This is a genomic window from Microbulbifer sp. 2205BS26-8, assembly GCF_030731025.1.
Taxonomy (GTDB): domain Bacteria; phylum Pseudomonadota; class Gammaproteobacteria; order Pseudomonadales; family Cellvibrionaceae; genus Microbulbifer; species Microbulbifer spongiae.
Genome location: NZ_JAVAMR010000067.1, coordinates 1 through 12,798, shown reverse-complemented (window position 1 = coordinate 12,798; position 12,798 = coordinate 1). Strand labels below are relative to the sequence as shown.

General features: G+C 45.5%; 7 protein-coding genes and 5 pseudogenes. 4 read left to right on the top strand and 8 right to left on the bottom strand.

Annotated features, from left to right (window positions below):
* From Q5Y71_RS15555 to ltrA, 3 genes are all read right to left on the bottom strand, one after another.
* Nucleotides 1–939 (bottom strand): hypothetical protein (locus Q5Y71_RS15555; RefSeq protein ID WP_306043015.1); only part of this gene is annotated, 939 nt, incomplete at its 3' end.
* 227 nt (nucleotides 940–1,166) lie between these two features.
* Nucleotides 1,167–1,751, bottom strand: a complete 585-nt coding sequence (locus tag Q5Y71_RS15550) for a hypothetical protein (RefSeq protein ID WP_306043014.1) — start codon at nucleotides 1,749–1,751, stop codon at nucleotides 1,167–1,169.
* A 439-nt stretch (nucleotides 1,752–2,190) separates the two neighbouring features.
* Entirely contained in the window at nucleotides 2,191–3,612 is a 1,422-nt protein-coding gene (ltrA, locus tag Q5Y71_RS15545) for a group II intron reverse transcriptase/maturase (protein WP_306043016.1), read from the bottom strand.
* Nucleotides 3,613–4,011: 399 nt separating this feature from the next.
* On the opposite strand from ltrA, the pseudogene Q5Y71_RS15540 reads away from it, so the two are divergent.
* A pseudogene (locus tag Q5Y71_RS15540) lies at nucleotides 4,012–4,266 on the top strand (transposase); the annotation flags it as partial.
* Here Q5Y71_RS15540 and Q5Y71_RS15535 read toward each other — a convergent pair.
* Both Q5Y71_RS15535 and Q5Y71_RS15530 read right to left on the bottom strand, forming a co-directional pair.
* Nucleotides 4,261–4,440, bottom strand: a pseudogene (locus tag Q5Y71_RS15535) (transposase); the annotation flags it as partial. The pseudogenes Q5Y71_RS15540 and Q5Y71_RS15535 sit on opposite strands and share 6 nt — an antisense overlap.
* A 560-nt stretch (nucleotides 4,441–5,000) precedes the next feature.
* Nucleotides 5,001–5,540, bottom strand: coding sequence for a hypothetical protein (locus Q5Y71_RS15530; RefSeq protein WP_306043013.1), 540 nt, complete (start codon nucleotides 5,538–5,540; stop codon nucleotides 5,001–5,003).
* A gap of 427 nt (nucleotides 5,541–5,967) precedes the next feature.
* Here Q5Y71_RS15530 and Q5Y71_RS15525 point away from each other — a divergent pair.
* Nucleotides 5,968–6,709, top strand: a pseudogene (locus tag Q5Y71_RS15525) (IS1595 family transposase); the annotation flags it as partial.
* An 896-nt stretch (nucleotides 6,710–7,605) separates the two neighbouring features.
* Here the strand turns inward: Q5Y71_RS15525 and tnpA are convergent.
* Nucleotides 7,606–8,114 (bottom strand): annotated as a pseudogene (gene tnpA, locus Q5Y71_RS15520) (IS200/IS605 family transposase).
* A gap of 117 nt (nucleotides 8,115–8,231) precedes the next feature.
* Here tnpA and Q5Y71_RS17680 point away from each other — a divergent pair.
* Nucleotides 8,232–8,393 (top strand): transposase, encoded by a 162-nt coding sequence (locus tag Q5Y71_RS17680; protein ID WP_371877076.1) that lies wholly within the window; start codon nucleotides 8,232–8,234, stop codon nucleotides 8,391–8,393.
* 150 nt (nucleotides 8,394–8,543) lie between these two features.
* Nucleotides 8,544–9,098: pseudogene (locus Q5Y71_RS15515) on the top strand (IS1595 family transposase); the annotation flags it as partial.
* A gap of 410 nt (nucleotides 9,099–9,508) precedes the next feature.
* Here Q5Y71_RS15515 and Q5Y71_RS15510 read toward each other — a convergent pair.
* Both Q5Y71_RS15510 and Q5Y71_RS15505 read right to left on the bottom strand, forming a co-directional pair.
* A complete protein-coding gene (locus Q5Y71_RS15510; RefSeq protein ID WP_306043012.1) occupies nucleotides 9,509–11,398 on the bottom strand; it encodes an FG-GAP repeat protein in 1,890 nt (629 codons plus the stop codon).
* Nucleotides 11,399–12,080: 682 nt separating this feature from the next.
* Nucleotides 12,081–12,798: S9 family peptidase (locus Q5Y71_RS15505; RefSeq protein WP_306043011.1), on the bottom strand; the 718-nt coding region annotated here is incomplete at its 5' end.

Here is a 12,798-nt window from a genome sequence, read left to right as displayed (position 1 = left end):
CTCCTTTGACAAGCTGGATGTCGTTTTCACGTTCTTCAAGCCGATAGCGGCTAAAGGAGCATCCAGAACTGTATCTTCTTTATCTCGCGGCCAGCCACGTAACGATTGGATAAGTTTACCGTCGGAAAAGAAATAAAAGGTCGGGGTTCCTGTATTGCCCAGCCCTGGCCATGGTGGCGTAATGCCAATTAATCCTACAGGAAATTTCGAATAGTTTTGCGACCAGCGTTGGAAATGCTCAAAGTACAATGCCCCTCTAGGTTCGGTTAGCCAATAAGAGTGTTCAGCGAAAATATTTTCTAACTCTTTATCACCACTAATATATTTAGCTGCTGCAATGCAAAAACCACACAAAGGATTTGACACAACTATAATAAATGGCCCCTGTTGAGGAATGCTAAAAGCCCGCTCTTTAAGGGATGACTTTTCAATCTCCCAAATTGTAGGTTGCTTAAGTGCAAGATTCTCGGCCCTATGAGCTTTAGGTATAATTTTCAAATAGTCCAAATTTTTTTTATTGACCATACTTCGAGCTGATTCAAATTGCCGAGTTGAAATGTAGGCATTTTGCAAATCGACTAAGTGACGTTTTTTTATCAATCCTTTTAACCGCAAATGCTCTGATACCTTATTCATATCATCAACGTACTTGATATCAGGATCGTAAAAATTAGCAATACTTGTTGCTTGAAATATATATTCTAAGTCTTTCGCATCAAGCTCTTTTAGATTGCTATTGGTTAAAATTGGCCTGAAGTTCTTTAGATATAAGCTCTTAGCAGAACTATTTCTCTTTGAGGGTATTATATTTGTATTTTCATAAGCTTCTTGTAACTGATTATAGTTATTCTTTATTGATGCATCGGCAGCTGCCCAAGCTTCAGGAAATAATCCAAGCAATAATAGGGCAGTAAATAGGGCATATAATTTTTCCTTCATAATTTTCCCGATTTTCAATATGTAACGACACTGCAGGGTAACTTAATGATTTATTATTAAGTTACCCACTGCCACAACCACAACTGATTATAAATCAACATAGCTTGAATTGCTGACTCTAAAGTAAATAGCATCCGTCAAGCCGAGGCTTTAATTTGTGCCCTTAGCGAAATTGTAGATACTCATTATAATTTAAAATCGTAACTATGCTCTCTAAGGATGGTTGATTAGAGCGTATAACATATTTCCTCATAACACATTTTCTCGCGCCTAGGGTAGCACCAGTAATACTCAAAAGGATAAGCCTGTTCACACCTATAATTATTTAACACCGGCCTTTGCTGAAACATTTCGGCTGCTGCCATTATCGAGCTATCTAATTCTGAGGTTATCGTTAAGTTGGGTATTGATGAGATACTGGATTGGGAACCAAACAGCGCAAGTATACTATAAACTTCTGTAACTGTTGGCCCATAGTTCAGAACACTATAATCAAACGAGGCCAGGCCTTTTGAAGTAAAGACCAAGCTGTTGATAAATATTTCCCGTTCGACGTCCGTTAGGCTACCTAGAGGGCTACTTTCTATCGGAGTAATAGCCAAATAGGCTTTTAAATCTCCAAGATTTTTTATTGGCGCTAAATTAAAATCCAACTCTCTTTTTGTGTTCGCTACTTCTTTAGGTTGCATCGTGATAGGGGTCTTAGAGTTTTCAGTCTGATTTTTTGGCAAAAAACCAAGAGCAAATGCTTGTTGAGATAGGATGATGAATAACGCTGCAGTCACTGAGATACTTAATTTAAAAAAATTCATAATCATGCCTGTTTTGTTAATGCTAAAAGGTAATGCCCACTAAAGGCCATTCTAAATACGTAAGCTGAAATTTAAGAAAAGCGTTAACCCATTGGACAATTATAAATACGATCTTAATACTCCAAGTGTGCTCATACGCATAATGTATTTAAAGTTTAACTTATTTCTTAGCTTTATTGAAGTAAAAATTATATAACTAAACATAAAGCACTTGACCATCAATGCACATATAGGCTAATTTAAGCTCTTTTCAGAGTCAACACCATCAATATAATATTTTTACGAATTGTCGCACAATATCACGTCAAATTTGGTAGTGTTCAGAATTCTGTGTCATTTCTTTACCATTAGCAAAAAAGAGAGGTGAGTAGACCAAGGGACTTTCACCCTCAGCCTCTCGCAGAACGGTGCGTGAACCTCTCGGCTCACACCGCTCCCGTCAAGCAAACGCACCCGACATTCCTCGGGACCAGTGAGCGAACAGAGTCGGCCGCACTTTAACTAGTCGCTCTAGTGTGGCAATTGTCTTTGTCTTCTTTCCTCGAAGATGCTTGAACTTTCGCATAGCCCACCTAACCAAGCGTTGGTTTACATATCGGGATATTCGGTACATCAAGGACCGATAATACTGCCCATAGTAATTCCACCAGCCGTGCAGGTGTGGGTTGATAAAGTCAGCGATATCCACGATCGATAGATCGGTTCGCTGCCCTATACGCCACGCTCGTACTTTCCGAATGATGCCCTTGACTGAAGAGCGGCTCATGCCGGGACAGAACCCCATAAAGAGTTCTCCGGAGCGCCCTTTCACCACACGCTTTTTGAACGTGTAGCCAAGGAAGTCAAGCGATGTGTGTGCATGGCTCCCAGTTCTACGATGATCCTGGCAGTAAACAATCTTGGTCTTCTCTGGGTGCAGTTTTAGTCCACACTCCACAAATCGCTTACTTAGCCTGCGTAGCAGGAATCGTGCCTGCTTTTCAGAGCTACAGTGAAGCAATCCATCGTCGGCATATCGACACCACTTTATGGTTGGAAAGTGCCGACTGATCCATCGGTCAAATGTGTAGTGCAGAAAAAGGTTAGCCAGAACGGGGCTGATAACTCCCCCCTGGGGTGTCCCCTTGTTACGCTCAACTGCTCGGCCGTTCGCATCTGCCAGTGGTGCAGTTAGCCATCGCCGGATGTATAGCTTCACCCATGGATTCGCGGTGTGTCGATCAATCGCCTTCATCAAGAGATCATGCGGAATGTTGTCGAACAGACCACGGATATCAAACTCCAGTACCCAAGGGTAGCGCCAGCACCGCTTCCGAGTGACCCCAACGGCTTGTATCGCCGATTTACCCGGGCGATACCCATAGGAGCCTTGAAGAAAGTGCTGCTCCACCTCAGGTTCAAACTTCAACTTGACCACCATTTGCGCAATCCGATCTGTTACGGTCGGAATGCCCAGTATCCGCTCTCCTCCTGATTTCTTTGGGATCGATACGGCACGAACCGCTGGAGGCATGTAGCTCCCCGAAGACATCCGGTTCCAGAGTTTATAGAGCTTGTTCTTGCGATCACGATCAAAGTCTTCCAGCGACTGCCGATCTATGCCGGCAGCCCCTTTATTGGCCTTGACCCGATTGTAAGCTTCAACAAATAACCACTTATCAATGTCGAATGGTTTTGCCTGACATCGACCCTCCTCCTGCCATTGCAGTTGAGATCGAATATCAGGCTGCTTGACGCTGCCCCTTCGCTCCACCTCCATTACAGAAGCTTCATCACTACTGCGAGCAGCTCCGTCCCAGTATCGTGCATCGGTACTCTCGGCCTTGTGGTGGTCGCCACTTGTGCCTTCTCCCTTGGACATCACGATGACTGGTTCCCGCAGTTCCCAGCAAGAGCCTGATATTGAGTCGCGCCCACTTTATGCCGGACACCACTTGCACAGCATTCGGAATACACCTGCAAGCTCATCCCGGGAATAGGACACGCCCCCGGTTTCGATGTCACGTATGGTTTTCGACACGTCATCATGGGTTCGTTTTCACTCGCCTCTCAATATCACACCTGACTGCATCACTGTGCAGCCTTTTGCACCCAATGCTCACCGCGAGCACTCTTAATACACGCAGCTTGGGCTGGTTTGGAGCCTGCTTCCGACAGCCGACTCCGGTGGGTCTTCCACCATCTCTCGCTGAGCTTTTGGCTCAACAAAGTGTCCACTTCCGTGTGTTCACTTTATGGCGCCTCTACGGCACACTGACCCATGACCAAACCTACCTTCGATATGGAGGCCGCTGTCAAGGCGCTGCGTGAGGGCAAAAACCTCAACGGTAAAGACGGTATCCTGACTCCACTGATCAAACAACTCACTGAAACTGCCATGAGAGCGGAGCTGGAGGAGCACCTCACCAGCGAGAACAAGACCAACCGCAAGAATGGTACCACTTCCAAAACCATAAAAAGTCCCGCTGGCAGCTTTGAGCTGCAGGCGCCGCGAGACCGTTCTGGCACCTTCGAGCTCCCGGATACGCTTTAGTTGCGACACATCCAGACCACCGAATTTGGCCTTCCACGCATAGTAGGTGGGGGAGCTGATACCGTACTTGCGGCACACCTCCTTCACCTTCATCCCCGCCTCGGCCTCCTTGAGGATCGAGACAATCTGGTTGTCCGAGTATTTTGATTTCTTCATGTCGGCCTCCTGACCATAGTTTGTCAGAATGCGCTAAGTTTGAAACTGTCTACTTACAGGGGAAGCTTACGGTGGGCTCACACCCGCCGAATTTTACCAACGAGCAGAAAACTCTAGTTTTGAATTGTCCACTTGACGGGGAAGCTTACGATTTACCTAGTCCTTAGTGGTTAGATTGTTTATCTTCAAAAATAATTAATGCTGGAAAGATTACTGAGGCTCGGCTTAGCTTAGATGATAATTAGGAATTTTTTTATTCATAATATTACCAAAGCTAATATAGAATTTGTATTGCTGTAAACTTGGTTTGAAAAATCTGTGTTTTCCTTTAAATCTGTGCTTATTGGTTGTTGACAAAGGCCAAGGAAGACCTTTGTCAATCAGGGTTTACGACACATGCTCGCAAACCCTACACAGAAAATAAAATACTTACGTACTCTATTTGCGGCTTCAAGGGGGAGAATTGCCTCTCGCTTAATGTCCCCCGGGAAAGCCGTAGATATAATTGTGTTCCTATGGCAAGCAACCAAGAACACTGTCAGCAATCGCAGATATAGTATCTACGGACACTGAGCGCAGATAAAGGATGGCCTGAAACGACAGTAGTAACCGCCGGTAGAGGGGTTATATGCACATTCGTAATCAAATAAAACAGAGTTTCGTTGCAGAGTTTTGGCTGCTTCCATTATAGAGTTGTCTAATTCTGACGCTATCATTATGCCGGGTAGGAATGGAGTGATGGTTTGAGCGCCAAATAATGCAAGTATACTATAAATCTCTGTAGCTGTAGGTCCATAGCTAAGCACATCATAATTAAATGAAGCTAGGCCTTTATTAGTAAAAACCAAACTGTTGATAAAGATTTCTCTCTCTGCTTCCGATAGGGCGCCCAAGGGGGTATTTTCTATCGGTGCACTAGCTAAATAGGTTTGTAAATCTATTTGGTTTTTTATCGGAGCTAGCAGTAAATTCGTAGCTTTAGTTTCTTTCCAGGCCTCTTCCTTATGTTGCAGGTTTACATTGTCTTCAGAAAGTGCTTGTTGAGAAAACAAAATTAATAAAAGTGTAGTTATTGTACCAATTAAATTTTGTAGTTTCATGGTAATTTCCTTTTATTGATCAAGTTATATTTGATATCCTTAAAGGCTAATGAAATCTAACAGGCTGCTGAAAAACTCGGATTTTGAATTAAAGCATCATCATCTTGAAGTTTTAGAATCAAAAAAACACTTGTTTTGTAGGCTCTGAATTTTCTGATTTTATAAGAGTTAAGGTAAAAATTTCGTTAAAGGGATTTTTCAGCAGCCTGCTAATTAGCATTTATATTATATCTTATTTGTTGTGCAGAAATCAACGGTGTCCGGTTAAAATCACGTATACCTCAGAAGCATTGGCATCAGCTGGCGTTCATAGAGCTTGAGTTATAACCGAATCTGGTGTTTAAGTGTTCCTAATTACCACTCTTGCTAAGCCACATTTAACTGCATATAAATACAGTTATCTCTTTGATCTGCAAGGGAATCCGCAATGGCCCGCAACAAGGTACAGTTCCAGAAAGGCACCAGTTTGAGCGAATTCATCAATCAGTATGGCAGCGAAGAGAAGTGCTTCGACGCTCTCTATCGCTGGCGATGGCCAGAGGGCTTTCGTTGCCCTCACTGTGGTCACGGCCAGTGCTGCCAACTCGCCTACAGGAAGCTACAGCAGTGCAACCGCTGCCGCCGGCAAACTTCGATTACTGCCGGCACCATATTCGATTCCAGCAAGCTGCCTCTTACCGTGTGGTTCCTGGCCATCTATCTCATCACCAAGGACAAGAAAGGCATCTCAAGCATGAAGCTGGCTCGCCACTTGGGTATCTCCTACAACGCCGCCTGGCGCATGAAACAGAAGCTCATGCAGGTGATGCTGGAGCGAGACCAACAATACAAGTTGTCCGGCTTCATTGAGCTGGACGATGCCTATCTCGGTGGTGAGCGCACCGGATGCAAGCCGGGGCGCGGCGCTGAGGGCAAGACACCTTTCGTGGCCGCCGTTGAAACCACCAAGGAAGGCCAACCCCACCCGAGTCAAACTCTCCGTAGTTAAAGGCTTCCGAAGTGCTGAAATCGCCACATGGAGCAAGTGCCACCTGAGCAAAGGCAGTACCGTTATCTCGGATGGCCTCGCGTGCTTCAATGCCGTCACTGAAGCCGGTTGCGACCACGACAAAATCGTCTGTGGTGGTGGCCGCGCCTCCGTTGAGGAGCCCGAGTTCTACTCAGTCAGCGGGTCTGCGGTTTCCTGTCGACCTGTAAACTCAACAACGGTATTCTTATCCATAGCGGCGTATTCCTGATTGGTTTCATTGTTTGGCGACAACAAATCAACCAGATACGCTGCTTTTTTTCAAATGCGGTTTCGGATAATAAGTGCAATTGGATAAGGAGAGGGGCCAGCTGATGCCAATGCTTCTGAGGTATACGTGATTTTAACCGGACACCGTTGATTTCTGCACAACAATAAGATATAACATAAATGCTAATTAGCTTTCATTAGCCTTTAAGGATATCAAATATAATTTGATCAATAAAAGGAAATTACCATGAAACTACAAAATTTAATTGGTACAATAACTACACTTTTATTAATTTTTTTTCTCAACAAGCACTTTCTGAAGACAATGTAAACCTGCAATATGAGGCCTGGAAAGAAACTAAAGCTACGAATTTATTGCTAGCTCCGATAAAAAACCAAATAGATTTACAAACCTATTTAGCTAGTGCACCGATAGAAAATACCCCCTTGGTCGCCCTATCGGAAGTAGAGAGAGAAATCTTTATCAACAGTTTGGTTTTTACTAATAAAGGCCTAGCTTCATTTAATTATGATGTGCTTAGCTATGGACCTACAGCTACAGAGGTTTATAGTATACTTGCATTATTTGGCTCTCAGTCCAAGACCCCATTCATACCTGGTCTAACGATAGTGTCAGAATCAGACAGATCGATAATGGCAGCAGCCAAAATTATACAAGCTGGTTTTATTTTATATGACCATGAGTGCATTCGGCCGCCATTTAGTAGTCCATACTGTGATTTCGATCGCTACTCTTTGTGTGATGTAGAGGAATGCTCGATTAAAGCCTAACAGGGTCTAGACCCTGTACGCGGCAAGCCCCGCCGTTCAGTGTAGGGTCTGCTGTTGTTCGATGTACTGGCGCTTGATGGAGATTGGTGCACCATCACAGACAGGATGAAGCGAAGTAGGACGGCAACCACAGTACGCCTTTCCAGTAACGTTTCTGGGTGTCGGAATACTTCTTGCGTAGCAGACGACTGGGTACGCCCTTGAGACTGTTCACTATTAACCCGGTGGACTTATTGTTCAGTGCAGGATGGTATCTTACTCCACATACTACTTAGTTAATTGTGTAGCATGCAGGAACTATTAGTCCGCCGGGTTAATAGCTTCGATATCACCACTTTCGGCAGGTATTCCAACAAGAAGTGAATATGGTTGTCCTCGCCATTCATCTCGATCAGTTGCGTTTCAAAGTCAGCGCAGATGGTGCGGAGCCGCTGGATGGCGTCGCTATCGAATACTTTGCGGCGGTATTTCGCAACAAAGACCAAATGAGCGTGCATCTTGAAAACACCGTGCCTTCCGTGTCGAATATCGTTGCCATTACTCATAGGCCAAGAGTATGTGGGCGGAGTTATTGTCAATTCTGGTGTTCCCCCTATGTCAGCATAATTGTCGTGCCCGCTTTTTAATCATCACTGTATTTGGGGACGGTAATTGAGTGGAGGATGTCACGATATAACGATGGCTTTAAAGAGCGAGCAGTTCAAATGATGATGCCGCCGAATGCCATGCCAGTAGCCCAAGTCAGCCGGAAGACCGGCGTTTCCGAGCCAACCTTGTACAATTGGCGTAATCAATTTCGCAACCAGGGTATAGCGGTGCGGTAATCACCCCGAAAACCCACCGGAACCAAAAGTAGAATTTTCCCGTAAAATACACACAGGAGATTCTGCATGAAAAAATCGAAGTACAGCGACAGCCAGATTCTGGCGATACTCAAGCAGGCCGAAAACGGCGTGACAGTGCCTGAACTATGCCGAGACCAGCAGTACAAGCTATCTGGCTTCATCGAGTTGGACGATGCCTATCTCGGCGGTGAGCGTACTGGGTGCAAGCCGGGACGCGGCGCTGAGAGTAAGACGCCTTTCGTGGCTGCGGTTGAAACTACGAAGGAAGGGCAGCCCACCTGGATCAAACTCTCTGTAGTGCAAGGCTTCCGAAGTACTGAAATCGCCGCTTGGAGCAAGCGTTACCTAAGCAAAGGCAGTATCGTTATCTCGGATGGTCTGGCGTGCTTCAATGCTGTCACTGAGGCCGGCTGCGACCACGACAAGATCGTCTGCGGTGGTGGCCGCGCCTCCGTTGAGGAGCCCGAGTTCTACTGGGTGAACACGGCACTCGGCAATTTAAAAAGTGCGTTGCGCAGTACCTACCATGCGATACGACCGAAATATGCACAACGCTACCTGGCGGAGTTCCAATATCGTTTTAACCGCAGGTTCGACCTGTGTGCACTTATTCCCCGGCTTGTCTACGTTTCTCTCCGGACGCCGCCAATGCCGGAAAGATTACTGAAGCTCGGCTTAGCTTAGATGGTAATTAGGAAATGCTTTGTATTCTTCATCTTGAACATAGCGACCGCCAGGTGATTCTAAAAAGGGGCGCACCGCCTTAGTAGGGTCTTGCATTCAGGCTCACCAGCCTATTTAGTGATAGCCGGAACTAGAGCAAAGGGAATAAGGGGCCTGATGAATGGATGTTGCCCTATGAACCAGTGATCAGAGGAGCTTATCGATATAGGTTTCTTCGAAGACTTATTGGAGCAATATGGCTACTCAAGAGCAGAGATTAACTCGTACTATGAGCAGCGAAACTCTTAAAAAAGGCAGCAAAAGACACGATTTGGGATGTGGGCGTTGACAGAATTAGGGGGTCCTCGCCTGCGGCAAAACCCCCAGGATCCCTATTGGCTGGCCTTCTAGTGTATTCACAGTCAACTCAATTAATAAACGTACACTGCGCCTGCTCGATCTGCATCATTGTTGTCCTGACTTGTGCCTCCAGTCCCGTCTGTATCGCCGTTTTCAAAGGGAGCTCCAACGACCAATGTCTGCCCATCAGCTGATAATGATAAATTGTAACCAAAGAAATCACGCGGATCTGTATTGCTAGCTTTAATATAGTTGCCAATTTCCCATGAACCTGATAAGGAATTATACAGATACATAAAGGCCGCACCAGAGGATACCTTGGATTGATCTTCAATTGGTCCTCCGACGCCTACAGCACCGCCGTTATTGTAAGGACCTCCAATAGCCAAAATGCCACCATCTTTGGACAATTGAATAGTGTTGCCAAAACGTTCACCTTGCTGGGTCGTAAGTGATTTTATATAAGTCGGTTTCCCCGGCATGTTGTTATCGTCATATCCAGTCCAAGGATTCTTCTTTTCTGCTTCAACCGGTTCGCGATACACATAGGTAGCACCAGCGTAGATGAAATCATAGTCAAGCTCTACTGGAGGTGTAGCCGTAACTCCAGTACCCGAGCCAACTTCCCGCGGCGCGCCAACCGCAAGCACCCTGCCATTGTTGGACAAAGCGACGGTGTATCCAAAGTTTTGGCCATAGTTAGAATCGGAACTTTTTAGATAAACAGCTTGCTCCCAGGCACCGTTGGCAGTTTCCCGGAAAATAAATGCTGCACCATAGTCAATATTATCGGGACCTGAAACTGTATATTCTAAATCACCCGGATCAATCCAGTCACGCGGCGCACCAACAGCCAACACTTTACCATTCTGAGAAAAAGCTAGCCCTGAACCAAACTTAGACTCATAAAGATATTTCACCGGGAACTCTGGATCTGCATCTGCACCAGTAAACTCCGGGCTCAGTGTTTGCAAATACTGCACCTCGGAACCTTCTTCTGCGGTGATATCAATTGCATAGACTGCAATCCCCTCTAGGGTTTTGGCTGCTAAGCGCTTACCGTTAGCGGATAAAGCTAATGGGTTTCTATATAGAAAGGTGTCTCGCCAATTGTAAGGGTGAGAAAAGGTGTTAAAGGATTCCCAGCCATCTTTTTCACGTTTAAATAAATGAAATTTAAATGTTTGCGACATAACTGCAAGTATTTGCCCATCATCCGAAAGCTGTAGCTTGCGACCAAACTGTCCATCAGAGCGCGGGATAGCTTCAGTCAGCTTATCCACCTGCTTCCATATAAAGTTATCATCGCGCTCAAAGGTATAAACAGCACCCTGAGAGTCTTGTTCCTCTGAAAAATGTATGGCGGAGGTAACCAAAAGAGAGCCATCAGCAGAAATGGCAGTTGAGTATCCAAAAAGCTCTTCTTTGAGAGACTCGTCAGCCTTTAAATAGCTGATAAGCTGTCTAGATTCAGCGCTTTCCGGCGTATCTAAGGCATCCGTTGACGCTAAAATTTTTCCTTCACTATCGACTGCATGCAGCTGAAATTGGATATTCTTGTTGGGATTCGGCTGGAACAAGTGCAGCGGAACATGAAAATCAAAACTACGTGCATTCTTGGATATAAAATCAAAAAGCACTCTGGACCCTGGAAGGCCGCCATCGGATCCCACGATACTGCCATAGGAACCTTCAAGCCGAAAATGATGGGGTTGTAGGGTATTTCCCTCATCAGTATTTAGCTTCCACTCAAGGTGGAAACTGGCTTGTGCATTGCCTTGATGGTCGACCGCTTCAAGAGTGACGTCATAGAACATCTCTAGTTCTGGCGTCAGTTCTACTTTTGGTGTTGGTTCTAGTTCTGATTCTGGTGCTGAATTGCTATTGTTATCACTTCTGCAGCCCGCGAGGATAGTAATTAATAAAAATATACCTAAGGTTGCATTTTTCTTCATGAACATTGATTTGTCCGAATCAAGGGTTTAAATCATTACCTTTCAGGCGAGTAATTTTTAGTTAGTGGTTGTACTACTGTGATGAGCTATGGAGTATAAAAGTACTTAGCACGTCAGGCTATTACTCTCCCCAGCTACCACCCAACAGTGATTAGGGATTTCGTAAATGGTACATATTTCAAATATCCCACTAAGAAGTATACTGGATGATTGTATCACGCAGCTAGTGCTGCCTCCTTGTCACACTCGAAAAGACAAATTAAAAATTAACAATCAGTGATCAACAATTGTGTAAAGCTACAAAGCCTCCGAGCGCTGGACGCATCTGATCCAGAGCTGGAACTTGACGCTGTCACAGCTAACGACCCACTTCCCGGACCGCCTGGAGAAATATATCAGCCTATGAGGCTACTTGGCTGACACAGAGTTTTGAACACCCTCCCATGATTTCAAGAGTTCTCATATTGTTTCACAATCCTTAACTCCCTGTGTAGGATCAAAAGCCAGCAGTAGCCGGCTTTTGGTTGCTATATGGTTAATAACTTTCATCCTGAGCAGAAGTCCCATATTTAGGCGGGCCACCCTCACCGAGTGGCATCTCTAACAACCATCTCAGCATTGCATTTATGATTTTGTCCGACCTCTTTCGATCCAGTGTCAGCGGTGAGTGTCCCATTCCAGGCACCTCTCAGTATTCAAAGTTGGTCACATCATCTCGACGCAGCCAATCCACCAGTAACCGGGCACTTTGCACTGGTGTGCCATCTCGATCAAGTTCACCATGTACTACAAGAAAAGGGATGGTCAGTTCCCTCATCAGGTAGTACTCCATCTGATCCAGCCGCGTCGACCACGCTTTATAGGTGTTATGGTCACCCGACCATGTTTTCTTTGACGTCGGATTATCGCGAATCTCCTGAAACTGCACTCTCAGTTTTTGAACACAGTCCTGCTTTGATTGCGATTCCTGCAATCGATCTTCTGCACAAATTATGAAATCTTCAAACTGTTGGCTCATGGGTATTGCTCCCCCCATGCCACCTAGAACAGCCCGCACCACTTCTGGTGTGTAAGCGGCTATATGCGCGCCCATCGCTCCACCATCGGACCAACCAAACAGGCGGATCTCTCCATTCCACCATGCAGCGTTCTTTCGTAGGTATTGTATAGCCCTAAGATGATCAAAAACTCTTTGATCTACAGAATAGTAGTTCGCAAACTCATCAGGACATGCCTTTGGCACACCCATCCCAGGCTTCATCCCCGGCTTATCCACGATTAATAATGCGGCCTGTGTCCACTCGGGCAGCTTCCAAAAGCTCTGCAATGACTCCCGGCGTGCGCTGTAGCAACCGGAGCCATCAACAAACAGGACAATAGGTACCTTGCTATGGTTACTTTCATCT

Coding starts and splice junctions, on each gene's coding strand:
- Q5Y71_RS15550 (WP_306043014.1), bottom strand. CDS start 1,751: ATGAATTTTTTTAAATTAAGTATCTCAGTGACTGCAGCGTTATTCATC.
- ltrA (WP_306043016.1), bottom strand. CDS start 3,612: ATGTCCAAGGGAGAAGGCACAAGTGGCGACCACCACAAGGCCGAGAGT.
- Q5Y71_RS15530 (WP_306043013.1), bottom strand. CDS start 5,540: ATGAAACTACAAAATTTAATTGGTACAATAACTACACTTTTATTAATT.
- Q5Y71_RS17680 (WP_371877076.1), top strand. CDS start 8,232: ATGTCACGATATAACGATGGCTTTAAAGAGCGAGCAGTTCAAATGATG.
- Q5Y71_RS15510 (WP_306043012.1), bottom strand. CDS start 11,398: ATGTTCATGAAGAAAAATGCAACCTTAGGTATATTTTTATTAATTACT.